General features: G+C 44.9%; 15 protein-coding genes and 4 tRNA genes. 11 read left to right on the forward strand and 8 right to left on the reverse strand.

Going from position 1 to position 18255, the window contains the following annotated elements:
• Positions 1-7 precede the first annotated feature (7 nt).
• A complete protein-coding gene (locus AAGA51_RS05920; protein WP_042488391.1) occupies positions 8-469 on the forward strand; it encodes a methyltransferase family protein in 462 nt (153 codons plus the stop codon).
• Between the two features lie 72 nt (positions 470-541).
• Here AAGA51_RS05920 and AAGA51_RS05925 read toward each other — a convergent pair whose 3' ends face one another.
• From AAGA51_RS05925 to hutC, 5 genes are all read right to left on the reverse strand, one after another.
• Positions 542-1261, reverse strand: coding sequence for a DUF3581 domain-containing protein (locus AAGA51_RS05925; protein WP_042488394.1), 720 nt, complete (start codon positions 1259-1261; stop codon positions 542-544).
• 127 nt (positions 1262-1388) lie between these two features.
• The gene (gene hutH, locus AAGA51_RS05930; protein ID WP_042488395.1) at positions 1389-2924 is read right to left on the reverse strand and encodes a histidine ammonia-lyase; all 1536 of its coding nucleotides are present in this window, start codon (positions 2922-2924) and stop codon (positions 1389-1391) included.
• 11 nt (positions 2925-2935) lie between these two features.
• Entirely contained in the window at positions 2936-4633 is a 1698-nt protein-coding gene (gene hutU, locus AAGA51_RS05935; RefSeq protein ID WP_042488398.1) for a urocanate hydratase, read from the reverse strand.
• A 168-nt stretch (positions 4634-4801) separates the two neighbouring features.
• A complete protein-coding gene (hutI, locus tag AAGA51_RS05940; RefSeq protein WP_042488401.1) occupies positions 4802-6007 on the reverse strand; it encodes an imidazolonepropionase in 1206 nt (401 codons plus the stop codon).
• Positions 6008-6147: 140 nt separating this feature from the next.
• The gene (hutC, locus tag AAGA51_RS05945) at positions 6148-6867 is read right to left on the reverse strand and encodes a histidine utilization repressor (protein ID WP_042488404.1); all 720 of its coding nucleotides are present in this window, start codon (positions 6865-6867) and stop codon (positions 6148-6150) included.
• A gap of 229 nt (positions 6868-7096) precedes the next feature.
• Here hutC and yqfB point away from each other — a divergent pair, with 229 nt between their 5' ends.
• Positions 7097-7414 (forward strand): N(4)-acetylcytidine aminohydrolase, encoded by a 318-nt coding sequence (gene yqfB, locus AAGA51_RS05950; RefSeq protein ID WP_042488408.1) that lies wholly within the window; start codon positions 7097-7099, stop codon positions 7412-7414.
• A 91-nt stretch (positions 7415-7505) separates the two neighbouring features.
• Here the strand turns inward: yqfB and AAGA51_RS05955 are convergent, their stop codons facing one another.
• Both AAGA51_RS05955 and yeiP read right to left on the reverse strand, forming a co-directional pair.
• Positions 7506-7826 (reverse strand): HI1450 family dsDNA-mimic protein, encoded by a 321-nt coding sequence (locus AAGA51_RS05955; RefSeq protein ID WP_042488411.1) that lies wholly within the window; start codon positions 7824-7826, stop codon positions 7506-7508.
• Between the two features lies 1 nt (position 7827).
• Positions 7828-8394: an elongation factor P-like protein YeiP gene (gene yeiP, locus AAGA51_RS05960; RefSeq protein ID WP_042488415.1), complete on the reverse strand. Its 567-nt coding sequence runs from the start codon at positions 8392-8394 to the stop codon at positions 7828-7830.
• A 200-nt stretch (positions 8395-8594) separates the two neighbouring features.
• Between yeiP and AAGA51_RS05965 the strand changes: the two genes are divergently transcribed.
• Entirely contained in the window at positions 8595-9362 is a 768-nt protein-coding gene (locus AAGA51_RS05965) for a nucleotidyltransferase domain-containing protein (RefSeq protein WP_042488418.1), read from the forward strand.
• A 169-nt stretch (positions 9363-9531) separates the two neighbouring features.
• Positions 9532-11538 (forward strand): EAL domain-containing protein, encoded by a 2007-nt coding sequence (locus AAGA51_RS05970; protein ID WP_081878751.1) that lies wholly within the window; start codon positions 9532-9534, stop codon positions 11536-11538.
• 8 nt (positions 11539-11546) lie between these two features.
• Here the strand turns inward: AAGA51_RS05970 and AAGA51_RS05975 are convergent, their stop codons facing one another.
• Positions 11547-13910 (reverse strand): DNA polymerase II, encoded by a 2364-nt coding sequence (locus tag AAGA51_RS05975; RefSeq protein WP_042488424.1) that lies wholly within the window; start codon positions 13908-13910, stop codon positions 11547-11549.
• Positions 13911-14305: 395 nt separating this feature from the next.
• On the opposite strand from AAGA51_RS05975, the gene uvrY reads away from it, so the two are divergent.
• From uvrY to AAGA51_RS06010, 7 genes are all read left to right on the forward strand, one after another.
• Complete coding sequence (uvrY, locus tag AAGA51_RS05980; RefSeq protein ID WP_042488427.1) at positions 14306-14950, forward strand: UvrY/SirA/GacA family response regulator transcription factor; 645 nt, start codon at positions 14306-14308, stop codon at positions 14948-14950.
• Positions 14950-16782: an excinuclease ABC subunit UvrC gene (uvrC, locus tag AAGA51_RS05985; RefSeq protein ID WP_042488429.1), complete on the forward strand. Its 1833-nt coding sequence runs from the start codon at positions 14950-14952 to the stop codon at positions 16780-16782. Before uvrY ends, uvrC begins: the two co-directional genes overlap by 1 nt.
• Before the next feature lie 46 nt (positions 16783-16828).
• Positions 16829-17386 carry a CDP-diacylglycerol--glycerol-3-phosphate 3-phosphatidyltransferase gene (gene pgsA, locus AAGA51_RS05990; RefSeq protein ID WP_042488433.1) on the forward strand — a complete coding sequence of 186 codons (558 nt, stop codon included), beginning with the start codon at positions 16829-16831 and terminating at the stop codon, positions 17384-17386.
• Positions 17387-17667: 281 nt separating this feature from the next.
• Positions 17668-17741, forward strand: a tRNA-Cys gene (locus AAGA51_RS05995).
• A gap of 2 nt (positions 17742-17743) precedes the next feature.
• Positions 17744-17819 (forward strand) — tRNA-Gly (locus tag AAGA51_RS06000).
• Positions 17820-17881: 62 nt separating this feature from the next.
• Positions 17882-17968, forward strand: a tRNA-Leu gene (locus tag AAGA51_RS06005).
• An 8-nt stretch (positions 17969-17976) separates the two neighbouring features.
• Positions 17977-18052, forward strand: a tRNA-Gly gene (locus AAGA51_RS06010).
• Positions 18053-18255: the final 203 nt, after the last annotated feature.

An 18255-nucleotide genomic window follows, 5' to 3' on the forward strand; every position in this document is an offset into this window, starting at 1 on the left:
AAAACCAATGCATCGACTGGAACTCAAAATTCCGCCAGTAGCCGTGTTTTTGATTGCTATGGTACTGATTAATCGCTTTGCTCATATCTTTACGTTTGCTCATGTACCATTGCCCTATGTCGGCGTAGTCTGGAGCATCTGTTTTGTGCTTTCGGGTTTTATTGGTATTGCTGGTATTTATGAGTTTCGTAAAGCGAAAACAACGGTAAACCCGACAAAACCCCATCAAGCCACGAGCATAGTAGAAAGCGGCATCTTTCACTATTCACGTAATCCCATGTATTTAGGGTTGCTGCTGTTATTAATTGGTTTTGCTTACTGGCAACAGAATGGTTTGAGTTTTCTTACCTGTGTTGGTTTCGTTTGGTATATGAACCGTTTTCAGATAGAGCCAGAAGAGCGCACCTTAACGCAGATTTTTGGTCAGCCTTATGTTGACTATAAAACCCGTGTCCGGCGCTGGATTTAAAGCAAATCTGCTTGTGAGGTAAATAAAAAGCCCCACTCAATGGAGTAGGGCTAGGTTATTCTTTAGGACGATTTAAGCTGCAAGCTGAGCTAAAAAGGTCTCTTTGCGTTCGTTAAAGCGATTCACTAGATCGTCAATTTCACTTTGTTCGTAAGGTTTCAGACCACTTGCAACCATGCGTTTCACGCCGTGACCGACAACCACGCCTTCTTCTTTAAATGCGAAAGTCATTGTAACTACGCCGCGCTTACCATCCACATCGAAAGTTGCGCCAGTGTATTCCACTTCTGGGTGTGTCAGGTCTAGACGATCAAATTCCACTTCCATGCTTTCATAGATAACCAACGGACGCTGAGGGTTAATCATCATCTGTTGTTCTTCCATCAAAGGCACCATGATATGGGGGAAGTTCATACCAGAGAACTGAACGTAATTAGTAACAACGTGTTCAATGAATGCTGGATTGTGGCTAACTTCACCTTCTCGGCTCATGTGCAGATATTCTTTACCTGCTTCATCAACCACGGCGCTCTCTTTTTCGCACTTGTTTTCAATGTGCAGAGCAATACCGTCGTTCACCATGCCAGAAAACTTAAAGCGCATCTTTTTGCTGATGCCTTCTTTTTGTAGCAACACTGCGAATAGGAGATCACCCGGTACACAGAAGCGCTTGCTGTCTTCATCGTGAATAGGGTTGTAGTCACCCGCCACTTTTTTCGCGAAATGGCTAGCTTGTTCGCGAGTGAATTGGAATTGTTTATCTTGGCTTGAGAAGTATGGTGTTAGAAACATAATTTACGCTATTTCACAAAAACTGCGTGGATTATAACTGCTAAAGTTTTTTTAATGGTCCAATCAGTCAAATTAGGTGCAGAACAGTTAAAAAAGAGCCCCGAAGGGCTCTAGTTACCGGTTTAGATTATTGAAGACTTGGTAAAATATTTGCTGGCATCAGGTGGTTGTGAACCGCCAGTTCAAGCAACGTATTCGCTTGTTCAATATCTGGTGAGAAGTAACGGTCTTTATCATAGAACGGTACTTTATCACGCAGGATTTGCTTCGCTTCTTCAACGCGAGCTGAAGATTTATTCGGTGCGCGGAAATCCAAACCTTGAGCCGACGATAAGTATTCAACCGCCAAGATACCGCGAGTGTTCTCACTCATATCGCGTAGGCGGCGACCAGCAAAGGTAGCCATAGAGACGTGGTCTTCTTGGTTTGCTGAGGTTGGCAAACTGTCTACAGATGCAGGGTGAGCCAGTGTTTTGTTCTCACTTGCAAGTGCTGCGGCAGTAACCTGCGCAATCATAAAGCCTGAGTTTACACCGCCGTTATCGACTAGGAACGGAGGCAGTTTGCTCAGTGCGCTGTCGATAAGCAGAGCCATACGGCGCTCTGACAAGCTACCAATTTCAGCGATAGCAAGCGCTAGGTTATCTGCTGCCATTGCCACAGGTTCAGCGTGGAAGTTACCACCAGAGATGATGTCGCCATCTTCTGCAAATACCAATGGGTTGTCTGAAACAGAGTTTGCTTCCGTTTGCAGAATATCTGCCGCGTTACGGATTTGAGTTAAGCATGCACCCATCACCTGAGGCTGGCAACGCAGTGAATATGGGTCCTGAACCTTTTCACATGAAGTATGTGACTGACCAATTTCACTGGTTTCATCCAGCAAGTGACGGTATGCCGCTGCTGCGTCAATTTGACCTTGGTGACCGCGTACTTCGTGGATACGGTGATCAAAAGGACGACGGCTGCCGAGTGCGGCTTCAACTGACATCGCACCACATACGGTTGCGGAGGCAAACAAGTCTTCTGCCATAAATAGGCCTTCAAGCGCAAACGCTGTTGATGCTTGAGTACCATTGAGCAGAGCAAGACCTTCTTTTGGAGCAAGAGTGATTGGAGACAAACCAGCAAGCTTCAGTGCTTCTAAGCCCGAGATAATTTCACCATTATGACGCGCTTGACCTTCGCCAAGAAGAACTGTGCTCATATGAGCCAGAGGTGCTAGGTCACCGGATGCACCGACAGAACCTTTTTTAGGAACACATGGGTAAACTTGGTTGTTAACCAGCGTCATCAGTGCTTCTAGAACTTCTAAACGAATACCAGAAAAACCACGCGCTAAGCTGTTGATTTTCAGAACCATCATCAGGCGAACGGTTTCGTCTGACATGAATTTCCCAATACCTGCCGCGTGAGACAGAACAATACTTCTTTGTAGCGTTTCTAAATCTTCAGGGGCAATTTTGGTGTTTGCTAGCAAACCAAAACCTGTGTTGATGCCGTAAACAGTGCGACCTTCAGCAATCACTTGTTCAACTACTTTAGTGCTGCGCTCGATAGCTGGAATGGCTTCTGGATCAAGAGAAAGAATCACAGGAGAACGGCTAACGTTACGCAGTTGGTTTAGCGTTAGAGTGCCCGGTTTAATGACTAAATTTAACATTTATGATGTCCTTACTTCAGTTTAGCCAGCTCTTCATTGAGCATTGGTAGGTCAAGTTTTTGCTCTTTTGCACAGCGTTTTGCGATATCGTAACCGGCATCTGCGTGACGCATAACACCCGTTGCTGGGTCGTTGTGAAGAACGCGAGCGATACGCTCAGAAGCGTCTTGAGTACCGTCACAACAAATCACCATACCAGAATGTTGAGAGAAACCCATGCCTACGCCACCACCGTGGTGCAGAGAAACCCAAGTTGCGCCGCCTGCCGTGTTAAGCAGTGCGTTCAGTAGTGGCCAGTCAGAAACCGCATCTGAACCATCCATCATACCTTCGGTTTCACGGTTAGGGCTTGCTACTGAACCTGAGTCTAGATGGTCACGACCAATGACGATAGGGGCTTTAAGTTCGCCATTCTTCACCATTTCGTTAAATGCCTGACCTAGACGCTCACGATCTTTCAGACCAACCCAACAGATACGAGCTGGTAGGCCTTGGAAGCTGATGCGCTCACGAGCCATATCCAGCCAGTTGTGTAGGTGAGGGTTATCTGGGATCAGTTCTTTAACTTTTTGGTCTGTTTTGTAGATATCTTCTGGGTCACCAGACAGCGCAGCCCAACGGAATGGACCAATACCTTCACAGAATAGTGGGCGGATATAAGCTGGAACGAAACCTGGGAAGTCGAATGCGTTTTCTACGCCTTCTTCCAACGCCATTTGACGGATGTTGTTGCCGTAGTCCAGAGTCGCAGCGCCGCGAGCTTGTAGCTCAAGCATTGCACGTACTTGTACCGCCATTGATGCTTTTGCTGCTTTCACTACTTTTGCTTCGTCGCTGTTACGCATTTCAGCAGCGTATTCCATGCTCCAACCTTGTGGTAGGTAGCCATTTAGCGGGTCGTGTGCAGACGTTTGGTCTGTTACTACGTCTGGTGTGATGTTGCGATCAACCAACTTTTGGAAAATATCCGCAGCGTTACCTAGTAGACCGACAGATACTGGCTCATCAGATTCGTTGATGATCGCTAATGCTTCATCTAGGCTTGTTGCTTTCTTATCAACGTAACGTGTACGTAGTCGGTAATCGATACGTGATTCATCACATTCAACAGCGATCATAGAGAAACCAGCCATGGTCGCCGCTAGAGGCTGAGCACCACCCATACCGCCAAGACCGCCAGTCAGAACCCAACGACCTTTTGCTTCGCCGTTGAAGTGCTTTTTAGCAACCGCAACGAAAGTCTCGTAAGTACCTTGGACGATGCCTTGTGAACCGATGTAGATCCAAGAACCTGCGGTCATTTGTCCGTACATCATCAAGCCTTCTTTATCCAGCTTGTTGAAGTGCTCCCAGTTTGCCCAGTGAGGAACAAGGTTTGAGTTTGCAATCAGTACGCGTGGGGCATTTTTGTGTGTAGGGAACACACCCACAGGTTTACCTGATTGAACAACCAAAGTTTGGTCTTCTTCTAGGCGCTCTAGAACTTCAACGATTTTGTCGTAACATTCCCAGTTACGCGCAGCGCGGCCGATACCACCATAAACCACAAGTGCATGTGGGTGTTCGGCTACATCTGGGTCTAAGTTGTTCATCAACATACGAAGCGGCGCTTCAGTTAACCAAGATTTTGCACGAAGTGTGGTTCCGTGTGGTGCACGAATAGTGCGGCTAGTATCAAGACGTGAACCTTGGTTTTGGTGCTGCGTCATGTGAGACTCCTTTTCATCATTAATCGATTTGGCCTTTTGAGTGCCAAACATCATTTGGTTTAAGCTCGGTTTCCGTGGAGCTTGAGTAAATCGTTTCTCTGCGTAAGCTGAGATTTAACTGCGTAGCGGTGAGGGTTTAGCCACTACGCGCAAAAAATTTGTTTAGAGTTAGTCGTTGCAGATGGCGCCATCCACGATGCGAGCGTACAAGCGTGGTACGCCCACTTGGTAACTGAGATCTGCAGGGTGATCGATGTTCCAGATGGATAGGTCAGCGTCGAAACCAACAGAAACCTGACCGCGAGAATCGCCATAACCCAGAGCTTTTGCTGCATGGCAAGTCACACCACGCAAACTCTCTTCAGGTGTTAATCCAAACAGAGTGCAGCCCATATTCATCATCAGCGTTAAGTCTGCAAAGGGAGAGGTGCCTGGGTTGATATCCGTAGCCAAAGCCATAGGAACCTTATGTTGGCGAAGCAGTTCAATCGGTGGCTTTTGCGTTTCGCGTAGGAAATAGAATGCGCCAGGAAGCAGCATTGCAACCGTGCCCGACTGTGCCAGTGCTTCAACACCCTGTTCATCAAGATATTCAATATGGTCTGCGGATAAGCCGTTATAGCGAGCGGTTAAAGCTGTTCCGCCGAGGTTAGAAAGCTGCTCTGTGTGACCTTTCACCTTTAAGCCATGCTCGATAGCGCTGCGGAATACTTTTTCGGTCTGCTCTAGATTAAAGCCAATCGACTCACAGAACACATCCACGCTGGTGGCGAGCTCTTGCTCTGCAACCAGAGGGATTATCTTTTGGCAGATATGCTCGATGTAATCGTCTGGGCGGTCTTTATATTCAGGAGGGAGTGCGTGAGCCGCCAGTAACGTTGTTGTGATTTTTATTCGACGATGCTGCTCAAGCTCTTTCGCGGCTTTCAGCATCTTAATTTCATCTTCCAGTGTCAGGCCATAACCAGATTTCACTTCAACAGAAGTGACACCACTTTGCAGCAGTCCGTCTAATCTTGGCAGAGCCGTTTCCACTAACTGGCAAATTGAAGCTTTACGTGTGGCGTTAACGGTAGAAAGAATACCGCCACCTTGCGCTGCGATGGTCTGATAAGGCACACCTTGCAGACGCATTTCGAATTCATTGGCGCGATTACCTTCAAAGATAAGGTGGGTATGAGCATCAATAAGACCCGGAGTAACCAGCTTACCTGTGCAATCAACCACAAAGCTATGTATCGTATCGACGCTTTGATTGGTAATGGCTTCAATACGTCCATTCTTGATGACGATCGTTTTCGGCTGACTTGGTTGGTAGCCTTCGGTTCCAGCTTCCATGCTGGCGATGCGAGCGTTAGTTAAAACGAGTTCCATAACATTCCTACTTCTTTAGACGATCGTTATCGAGTGGGTCGTAACGTATTGCAGTTTTATTTGTATGTTTAAATGTATATACAATTAATAGTGCAATTGAATGTTTTTATCAAGAAGAATGTTGTGAAAATGTGAGAATTTTATTTCTCGTTTAATAAAACCTTTGACGTGAGTTTATATTTTGAACCCGGATGGTAGAGAAGTGCAGAGCTAACCAACTTGTCTTCACTCCAAGTGCGACGGTTAAGAAGTAAACACGGCTCATTGCTGCTCAGTTCCAGAGAGGCTTTGATGTGGCTATCAGGAACGATAGCTTCAACGGTGTGCTCGATAGCGCTTAACGGACAGTTCGCTGACAGGTATTGGTTAGGGGTGATTTGCGAAAAATCCTGTTCGAGATAATTCGGCGCATAACGACTGTTTACCCAACGGATTTCAAGTTGCAATGGTGTGTCATTGGCGTAATGCAGAATTTCACTGTAAAACACATTGCTGCCGACCATAATGCCTAACTTTATCGCGACATTTTCATCAGCAACGATAGCACGTTGTTGTAAAACCTTACTGTGGTATTGCTTACCACGGCTTAATACTTCGTCAGCAATATTGCGGATATCTAACAGGGGTGATTCAGCTTTCTCTTCAGGTACACACACAAAAGTACCTAGGCGAGGGCGGCGTTGCAGTTTACCTTCAGACACCAAATCTCGGATCGCTTTATTCACCGTCATACGGCTGACATTAAATTGCTCGGTCAGTTCAAGTTCAGTACTGATGCGGTGACCAACAGGCCAATGACCAGAATTAATCTTGTCGAGAATATAGTGTTTGATCTGTGTATAAAGTGGTGATGAAGACATGCTGTGCTCAAAGTTTAATTGAATATACAAATACTTTACGACTTAAAAGAAAAATGCAATGGCAGATTTTCTCTTTATGCAATTGAAGTAAATAAATTTTTATTTATGTGATAGGGCACAAAGTATCATCTAATTGTATACTCCTTCAATTGTTTGTTTTTGTTCCCGTCCAGCTTAGCTTTGTTCTATCAAGCTGGATGAGTCACTCCTTTTGCGCTAGAGATAAGTTATGCAATTTCCTACCACAATGACATTTTTCGCCCGTTTTGAAGCCGATATTCTCTCAGGCAAAAAAGTAATTACTATTCGTGATGAAAGTGAAAAAGACTATCAACCCGGTTCAGTGGTTGATGTAAGCACATTGGAAGAGGGGCGTTGGTTCTGCCGTTTAAAGATTAAGTCAGTTGACCCCGTACTGTTTTCTGATCTCAATGAATTTCACGCTGAGCAGGAGAACATGACTTTGCCTCAGTTAAAGCAAGTGATTAATGATATTTATCCGGGAATTGAATCGTTGTACGTGATCCAATACGAGCTAGTGGAATAATGCGCTCACTGTTACAGAGATAAAGTTACAGAGATAAAAAAACGCCAACCCTAGGGCTGGCGTTTGACACTTGATGATACGGAGATTGCGATTAATCGCGTTTCCACATCATATGACAAGCTTTATGGTCTGGATCGAGGCTGATGAGCATTCGTGCGAATACGTCATCCAGTTCATCATTGTCTTCATTGACGAGGCCAATACGGACTTCCGCGTAAGTTTCTTTATCAAATTCAAAACCTACTTGTTCTACCCAGTCGTCGCCAATTTCTACGACTTCTGCTGCACCGCGATCATCAAATTGAGCGGTGAACAGAATCACATCAACGGGTTCCAGATTGTCAGGAGCCATTTCTAAGAAAATGTCGTATGCAGCTTCGATTGCGTCGTCTAATGAGATCAATTCAGACATATTATGCTCGGCTCATGAACTTACGTTCAGTCGTGTTGATAACAACGCGCTCGCCACTAGCGATGTATTCTGGAACTTGAACAGTTAAACCAGTAGCAAAACGTGCTGGTTTAGAACGAGCTGAAGCTGAAGCACCTTTGATTGAAGGGTCAGTTTCTTCGATAACCATTTCAACAGAAGAAGGCAGTTCGATAGCAACAGGTTTGCCATCAACAAGCACAACTTGCATACCTTGAATTTCTTCAGTGATGAACAAGCACTCTTCTTCGATGTCTGCTTTCTTGAAGTTGAATTGAGAGTAATCTTCATTGTCCATGAAGATGTACTCGTCGCCATCAACGTAAGAAAAAGAGATGTTACGTTTGTTCATGTCAACGGTATCTAGGAAGTCGTCTGACTTGTAACGCTCATCAACACGAGCGCCAGTGTTTAGATCTGTACAACGTAGTTTGTAGATCTTAGAACCACCACGGCCACCCGGTGTTGTTACTTCGATATCTTTGATTAGTAATGTTTTGCCGTTTGATACGATCGCAAAACCTTTTTTAAGTTCACTTGCCTTTGGCATGGAGTCTTATCCTTCGTTTTTCGTTTCGGCGCATTATACATATAGCCAAGCTAGAAAAGGAATATCTGACTGCAACTTGAGATGAGAATAATGCATTAAATTTGTATTTCACGCTTCACAAAGCGTCTAAGCTATTGATTCACGCCCGTGCTTAAGGGAACATAAACGGCCTCTTCACTCTATGGAGCTAACACTCGTTCATGACGCTTATGGTTATTGACCCTAAACAGCCTTTTCAACCTGAGTTCCAACCCGCTGTTGACGACTTAGTTCGTTTCTTACGCGCGGGAGTGGGGGACGCATTGCACAGTATCTATCTGTACGGCAGTGTTGCGAGGAAAACAGCAGTAGCGGGTCAGTCAAATATGGACGTGGTGATTGTTACCAAACGACCTTTTGAAGATCGTAAAGTGACTTTGCTTAATACGATTCGCTGGCGATTCCAAAAGAGCTTCCCGTTTATAACCGATGTCAATATCAAGACGGCTCTGGTCGACGAGATAGCTACCTTAGACAGCATTTTTACTTGGGGTTTTATGCTCAGACACTGTTGTGTCTGTGTTTACGGCGACAACTTGGCGGAATGTTTTGGCGATTTTGAACCGAGCTGGGAAATCGCCAAGCACTGGAATATGGATATCTCGGATTGGGTACCAGCACTTCGCGCTAAAATAGTGAAAGCCAATACACCTCAAGAGCAGCTAAAAGCACAAAAGCAGATGGCGAAAAAACTGCTGAGAGCAAGTTACTCTCTTGTTATGTACAAAGATAAGAAGTGGTTTGATGATCCTGTCGAGTGTGGTCAGAACTTCCTCCGCTACCATCCCGAAATGAAGCTAGAAGTTGACCGCTTAGGTCTGCTATTGAAAGACCGAGTTATCCCCAAGCGCTCTGTGATTGGCTTGCTGGATAGCTTTGGACCTTGGTTGGTTCAGCAGTATCAAAAAACGGAATTTCGCATCGGTTAATGATTCGATTAGAAATAAATTTCTCAATATAACGAACTAATTCGATAGTTAATTTTTTGCTGTGCTAACTTTAGAGAGTAGGGGTTGGTGGAGCAGTTGTATGCCAGTTAGTCTCAAAGAAAAGCCAAGTTATCTGTTCGGTCGTGTACTGAAATATGGGCATTCCTCTATGCATGCCATTCGACAGGGTATGATTTGGCTAATTCCCTGTTTGATGCTCTCTTCGCTCGCTCTTTTTGTCGCTTGTATCGCTGAGTTCTACATCGGAAGTCGCCCGACATGGGTACAAGCTTTCTATGACATGAACAGCGCGGTCGGTGATGTCTTTCCCTATCTGATGACGGCAACGATATCTTACTTGCTTGCAATGCAGTGGCGAATTCCCAGACCACCGATGGCTTTGTTGAGCATTCTTTATCTGGTGATTAGCGCTTCGTTGATCAAAACCGATAGCACGCTTGAAATGCTCTATATTGTTATGGCAATCGTGACGCCGCTATACGCTATCCCTTTGATTGCCTATCTGTTTTCTCTCAAAGCTTTGCATGTTACTTCATCAGAAAGCGCTGGTGCCATGGTGAAGGAATCGCTAAACCTTGTGCTGCCTGCAATCATTACCTTGGCGATGGTGATACTGGTGAACTTTGTCATTCTCAAAGGACTGTCGCTTTTTTCTTTCGATAATCTGCTGACCTTCGATTATGCCAATAATCCTTATATCTTTGGCTCCGTGTTTGCAGTGTTAAATTCAACCTTGTGGTTTTTGGGTATTCATGGCTATTACGCCTTACTGCCCATGGTTGAGTTATTACAACAAGCCAGCGACTTAACTTATTCCACGGTAGCGGCAGGAGGCACTGCGCCTTATGTTATGAACCTGTCGTTTATGGGCACATTTGTATTTATTGGCGGAAGTGGCTCGACCTTGTCTTTGGTGATTGCTCTACTGTTGTTTTCCAGACAAAAAACACTGCGTCTTATAGCGATAGCGAGCATCCCCATCGGTTTAATCAACGTGAATGAGATTTTGCTATTTGGTTTACCCATCATCTTTAACCCTCGTCTGTTTTTACCATTTTTATTGGCTCCACTGGCGAATGTCATCATCGGTTTAACCGCGGTTAATCTTGGTTGGGTGCCAATTCCTTCCGTCTCTGTGCCTTTTAACGCTCCAGTGTTGGTCAATGCACTGATCGCCACTCACGGTGATTGGCACTCTGTGGCTTTACAGGCTCTTAATCTTGCGGTGGGAATTTTGATTTATCTGCCTGCGGTAAAAGCGACCAATAAGGTGTTGGGTGAACGAGAGATTCGTATTGCCTCACTCGACACTACCTATATGCGCCGTCAGGAAGAAGCCAAAACGTTAACGGATGATCCAATTATCCTTGCACAGCAAAAAGAGCATCATCAAGCGCGTGTTGAAAAACAAATCCAGAACATGAGCCAAAAAGAGTTTTGTTTGGAGTATCAACCTCAGGTTGCAAAACATAGCGGTGCGGTAGTCGGTTGTGAGGCGCTGGTAAGAGCGATGGATGACCAAGGAAATCTGTTACCACCGAGCAGTTTTCTGCCTTGGTTAGAAAGCGCCGGATTGATGAAAGATATGGATTTGTGGGTATTCAAACGAGTGGCAAAAGACATAGTGTATTGGAACCAATTGGGCATTTATGTGCCTGTGAGCGTTAATATCACTCCCCACACATTGGTTGATGATGAGTATCTGGAGAAAATTATCTCTGCGATTGGTGAGGTCAGTGATCAGATCCACGTTGAAATTACCGAAGAGACATTGCTGGTGGAAGAACAAGCGCTGCAACGTGCATTAGAACGTCTGCACGCTATGAAAGTGAAAATCTACATTGATGATTTTGGTACGGGTTACTCGTCGCTTAGCTATCTCAATCGCTTTGATATTGATGCGATCAAAATTGACCGCTCGTTTGTGCTGGCTTTGGATACGCAAAGAGGGAGAAAGGTCTTTGCCAGTTTGCAATCTGTCGCTACAGAGCTTGATTTAGCGGTTGTGGTTGAAGGGGTAGAAACCCAGCAGCAGTTAGATGCTATTACCGATCACCCGAACTTATCCATTCAAGGCTGGTTGTTCAGCCGTTCTTTGAAGCCTGAGGATTTTATCAACTACGTACAAACCTCTCCTCCCAAAACACAAGCCTAGAAAGTCAGTTAGAAGAGCCCTAACTGCGGCAGACTAATGGCTTCGAACTGCAAACCGACAAAGGGCAAAATTGCATCCGCGACAGGCTTTAGCTGCTTATCAATGTAGTGCTGATAATCAATGCGGCTTTTTAGGTACTCTTTTGGCTCTGGGCCGTTGAGAGTCATCATATATTCTATTCTTCCACGGTTTTGATACTGTAACGGTCTGCCTAACTGAGCGTTGATCTCATCAGCCATGCGGGCTGCACGTACTTGTGGTGGCACGTTTTTCTGATACTCATGAAGTTTTCTGCGCAAACGTTTCTGATAGACCAGTTCATCATCAAATTTACCCGCAAGGGTATCTTCAACGACTTGACGAACATAGCTATCAGGGCTTTCGCCGTGGAAAATCATTGAGTATAAGGTGTGTTGAAAGCGCTGTGCGAGTGGTGTCCAATCGGTTCTGGCACTTTCAAGTCCTTTGAATACCATTCGCTCTTGGTCACCCTCACCAATCAGGCCTGCATAGCGTTTTTTAGAGCCAGTTTCTGAGCCGCGGATCGTCGGCATCAAAAATTTGCGATAGTGAGTTTCGTATTCGATTTCCAATTTAGAGGTAAGCGCATAGTTCTGCTTTAAATGCGATGTCCACCACTGGTTAATATGAGCGACCAGCTTTTTACCGATTTCGTCCGCATCAGCTTGGCTGTGCTCATGCCCAAGTGAGACAAAGGTTGAGTCCGTATCGCCATAAATCACTTGGTAACCTTGCTCCTCAACCAGAACTTTGGTCTGTTTCATGATTTCATGACCGCGCATGGTAATGCTGGAAGCAAGGCGAGTATCGAAGAAACGGCAACCTGAAGAACCCAATACACCATAGAAAGAGTTCATGATGATTTTAATCGCTTGAGAGAAGGCTTTGTCGTTGTTCTTCTTGGCAATATCTCTGGCAGCCCACAGGTTTTCAATCATCTGTGGTAGAAAATGTTTGCTGCGGTGGAATTGACCACCACGAAAACCCGGTACAGCTTGGTCATCGCCATTACCTATTTCCAATTTTAGACCTTCGATTAAACCTAATGGGTCTATTAGGAATGAGCGAATAATCGATGGATATAGACTTTTAAAATCCAGCACCAGCACAGAGTCATATAACCCTGGCAGGGAATCCATAACATAGCCGCCCGGACTTGCTAACCAGTTTTCTGAATGTAAGTTTGGTGCGGCGTAGCCAGCACGATGTAGCTGTGGAAGATATAAGTTGGTAAATGCGGCAACAGAACCACCGATGCGATCCAATTCAACGCCAGTCAGTTTTGAGCGCTCAATAGCGAAATCGAGTAGGTGAGTGTGCTGGAAAATCTTATTTACCAGCACGCAGTCTTGTAAGTTGTATTTTGCTAGTGAAGGCTTGTCGTGCCGATACATACGGTTAATTTCATCCATACGATCGTGAACATTGTGAATGTCTTTGCCTTCGCCAAGCAGCTCCTGAGAAACCGATTCTAGCGACCAAGAACGAAACTGATACGTGGCGGTTTTCAGCGTATCTATACCATCCAAGACCACACGTCCAGGTATGGTAATAAACCCTTGTTGAGTTTGGCTCGCGCTGCGGAAAAAGCTCGGCTGATTGCCTCTGCCGAGCATCAGCTTCATGTTGTGCCACTCCGCTCGCTTGTGCAGCAGTCGAAAGTCAAAATCGATAACACTCCAGCCGACAATAACGTCTGGATCATATTGTTCAAACCAAGCACACAATGCTTGCAGCAATTCATATTCGCTTGATACCCACTGAATATTGGTCTCTGCATCTTGCGGTTCGCCGATCATGATAACGCGGCTATCCATCGGGCTATCTAGACCAATAGAATAGAGAATGCCTTTCTCAGAACACTCTAAATCCAACGAAACTACTTTCAGCTTTGGCGTGTAATCTCCCGCTTTACACTTGGCGTTGAAGACTCTCTGATAGTTCGGGTAGCGTGTGAAATCACCGGTAAAGGTAATACCGCCTTGGATGAATCGTTCCATAAGAAAACGATCAGCCAGTTTGATATCCGACTCAAGAATCAGGATGTCTGCTTGTTCAAACAGTGTCTTTAAGGCATTGGCTTGTTGAATTGTGTCGCAATAGCAGGCCGCCAACGGTTGTTGTTCAAACGACAACATTTCAAGGTTACGAATGTTTGCGGAGAGTTTGTTTGCTGCAAGAAGTTGATTTGCCTGCTCTACAGACGTTTGCTCAAGAAAAAACACCGGCTTTTCATCTTTGATGATTAATTGAGTCGGCCCTGAGTCCGTAGCAAGCCAAAGCTCGATGTGAGTTTTACCTTGTATGTCTCGTGATTGCCTTGTAAGCAGAAAGCCTTGCTGAATAGTCAAATGGTTGTTCCGAGCGAGAGAGTGAGCCTGCGGTTTATCTTGGTGGGCATAATAGCAAAAAGTTAACTAAATAGCAGAATCGATACGTCTTGCTTAAAACGTATGCGATAAGGTAACGATCTCTTGAACAGAACAAGAGCTCGCTCAAACTTCCTATAAAAGTCACTTTTAATGTAAGAATACCCTGATATGTTTGTCTGGTTGTTCAAAGAGTTGATATTTTTATAAATTCTCAATTTGTGGCAATGCCTATAAATAAGTGCTTGCTAAAGTTTGGGTTTGAGCACATATTCAGTGTGAGAAAAAATCCAATTTTAAGTTAGACTAGGCAGCCAAGCTGTTATCCACTACCTCGGTGGGTGCAGAGCCAAATAGATAAGTGTGGAGATACAAGAGTGATTAGTGTTTTCCTTGTAGATGATCACGAGCTGGTTCGCACAGGGATACGACGTATTATTGAAGACGTCCGTGGAATGAACATAGCAGGGGAAGCTGATAGCGGTGAAGAAGCGGTAAAATGGTGTCGTAACAACCATGCTGATGTCGTGTTAATGGATATGAACATGCCGGGCATTGGTGGGTTAGAGGCTACCAAGAAAATTTTACGCGTGAATCCAGACGTAAAAATCATCGTATTAACAGTACATACTGAAAACCCGTTCCCAACAAAAGTCATGCAGGCTGGGGCAGCGGGCTATTTAACAAAAGGTGCCGCTCCAGACGAAATGGTTAACGCTATTCGTGTTGTGAACAGTGGCCAACGTTATATCTCTCCAGAAATAGCGCAGCAAATGGCTTTAAGTCAATTTTCACCTGCTTCTGAAAACCCATTTGCCGATTTGTCTGAACGTGAACTTCAGATCATGATGATGATCACCAAAGGACAAAAAGTTACCGATATTTCTGAGCAGTTGAATCTGAGTCCAAAAACGGTCAACAGTTACCGCTATCGCTTGTTTGCCAAGCTGGATATCGGTGGTGATGTAGAGTTGACTCACTTAGCTATTCGACATGGAATGCTAGACACAGAGAAACTCTAGTGTCAGAAGTGTTCGACTCGGTCTCTTTTCTAAAGACAGTAACTGATCAGCCCGGCGTTTATCGTATGTATAACGCCGATGCTGATGTTATTTATGTCGGTAAAGCCAAAGACCTTAAAAAACGCCTTTCCAGTTATTTCCGTAAAAAAATCGACAGTGAAAAAACGCGTGCTCTGGTCAGTAACATTGCCAAGATTGACGTAACGGTTACTCATACCGAAACGGAAGCGTTGATCCTCGAACATAACTACATCAAGCAGTATTTGCCGAAATACAACGTATTACTGCGTGATGATAAGTCATACCCTTATATTTTTATCAGCGGACACAAACACCCGCGTTTGTCACTGCATCGTGGTGCTAAAAAGCGCAAAGGTGAATACTTCGGTCCTTATCCTGATGCTGGAGCAGTGCGCGAAACATTGCACTTGATTCAGAAAATATTTCCAGTACGCCAATGTGAAGATACGGTTTATAGCAACCGAACCCGTCCATGCTTGATGTATCAGATTGGCCGCTGTGCTGGCCCGTGCGTAAAAAGCATTATTTCCGATCAAGAGTATGCTGAGCTAGTGGATTATGTCCGTTACTTTCTGCAAGGGAAGGATAAACAGGTTCTCGAAATTCTTATCGAGAAGATGGAAAACGCCAGCCAACAGTTACGGTTTGAGCAGGCGGCAAAATATCGCGATCAGATTCAGGCTATCCGCCGTGTTCAAGAACAGCAGTTTGTTTCTGAAGACAGCATGGATGATATGGATGTGCTGGGTTTTGCGCAGGAAAATGGCATCGCCTGTATTCATATCTTAATGATTCGTCAGGGGAAAATTCTCGGTAGTCGCAGCCACTTCCCCAAAATTCCAAACAATACTTCTCAAGAGGAAGTGTTTGAGAGTTTTCTCAGTCAGTACTACTTGAATCACAATGAAGCGCGGACGATACCAACTCGAATCATCCTCAATGAAGGTCTGTTAGAAGATTCTGTTCCTTTGCGCGAGGCATTACAGCAAGTTGCAGGCAGAAAGATCACTTTCCATGTGAATCCTACTGGAACACGAGCCCGTTATTTGAAATTGTCGAATACCAATGCGTTAACGGCGATTACGACCAAGATTAACCACAAGATGACGATCAACCAGCGCTTTAAAGCGCTGCAAGAAGAACTCGACATGGATAACATCAGCCGTATGGAGTGTTTTGATATTTCCCATACCATGGGTGAGAGTACCATTGCGTCTTGCGTTGTGTTTAACCATGAAGGGCCTCTGAAACAGGAATATCGTCGTTACAACATCACGGGTATTACCGGTGGTGATGACTATGCCGCGATGGGGCAGGTGTTAGAACGTCGATATTCAAAACAGCTAGATGTTGAAAAAATTCCCGACATTATATTTATTGATGGTGGCAAAGGTCAGCTTAACCGTGCCCATGAAGTAATTGCTAAGTGTTGGGAAGATTGGCCCAAACGCCCAAGGCTGATTGGTATTGCCAAAGGTGTTACCCGTAAACCGGGGCTTGAGACGCTGATTACCGTTGATGGCGATGAATTCAATATGCCGAGTGATGCGCCTGCGCTGCATTTAATTCAGCATATTCGCGACGAAAGCCATAACCATGCTATCGCCGGACACAGAGCGAAACGAGGCAAAACTCGCCGCACCAGTGCGTTAGAAGGTATTGAAGGGGTAGGTCCAAAACGTCGCCAAGCTTTGCTCAAATATATGGGTGGGCTTCAAGAGTTGAAACGAGCAACTGTCGAAGAAATTGCCAAAGTGCCAGGAATCAGTAATTCTTTGGCAGAAAATATTTATCAGGCATTGAAACAATAACGAAAATACAGCACCATTAAGCGGCAGCCGACAAGAGCCTTATAATATGCGTTTTAATATTCCCAACATTCTGTCTTTACTACGACTTTTTCTGATCCCAGTATTTGTTGTCGTGTTCTATCTTCCGTATCAATGGGCTCCTTTTGCTGCTGCAATGGTGTTCTGGGTAGCTGGTTTTACTGACTGGCTTGATGGGATGTTGGCACGTAAACTAGGTCAAACTTCGCGTTTCGGCGCATTTATTGACCCAGTGGCCGATAAAGTACTTGTAGCAACAGCTTTAATTTTAATTACTGAGTACTACCACAATATCTGGATTACCATTCCGGCAGTGACCATGATCGCCCGTGAAATCATTATTTCCGCGTTGCGTGAATGGATGGCAGAAATAGGCAAGCGCGCAAGTGTCGCTGTTTCTTGGATTGGTAAAGTAAAGACCTTAACGCAAATGTTTGCCCTCTGGGTACTTATCTGGCGCTACGATGACTGGATGGTTTGGTTAGGTTACGGTGCACTGTATATTGCAACTTTCTTAACTTACTGGTCGATGGCGCAATATTTGATGGCTGCCAAAGACGATCTTCTCGACGAAGAAAACCACTAGACAGATAGAAACGGGCGTAAGCCCGTTTTTTTATTCTCGGCGTTTTAGCTTTCGTTGTATCAGGGGATGCAAGCGCTAGTTTCGTGGTTGTCTATTTCAGTTATCTCGTGGAAAACATAAGCTTTTTTGCTAACAAATTGACCAATTTGGTGCTTTTTGAACGCAAAATAGACAAACGATTTAAAATCAAAAAAATTGTGTTGACTCATTCCATCGAATCCGTAGAATGCATCCCGTACTCAAGAGGAACGCTAGATTAAAGCGAGCTTCTTGAAGTCGAAGGCGCGTTAGCAGAGTGGTTATGCACCGGATTGCAAATCCGTGTACATCGGTTCGATTCCGGTACGCGCCTCCATTGCGACACTAGCTCAGTTGGTAGAGCGCAACCTTGCCAAGGTTGAGGTCACGAGTTCGAACCTCGTGTGTCGCTCCAAATTAAATTGATATGGCATAACGCGGTATCAAGATGGCAAAAGTCATCAAAAAGAATTGTGTGCCCTGGTGGTGAAATTGGTAGACACAAGGGATTTAAAATCCCTCGACTTTCGAGTCGTGCCGGTTCAAGTCCGGCCCGGGGCACCATACAAATTGCGACACTAGCTCAGTTGGTAGAGCGCAACCTTGCCAAGGTTGAGGTCACGAGTTCGAACCTCGTGTGTCGCTCCAGAATAAGAAAGCCTCGATTGTTTCGAGGTTTTTTTATGCCTAAAATTCAGAGTCGACAATCTCATTTGGTAGAGCGCAAACCTTGCCAAGGTTGAGGTCACGCCTATTAGTTCAAAAGAATGGGAACCTCGTGCGTTGCTCCAGAATAAAAAAGCCTCGATTGTTTCGAGGTTTTTTTATGCCTAAAATTCAGAGTCGACAAT

Source organism: Vibrio diazotrophicus, from assembly GCF_038452265.1.
GTDB lineage: Bacteria > Pseudomonadota > Gammaproteobacteria > Enterobacterales > Vibrionaceae > Vibrio > Vibrio diazotrophicus.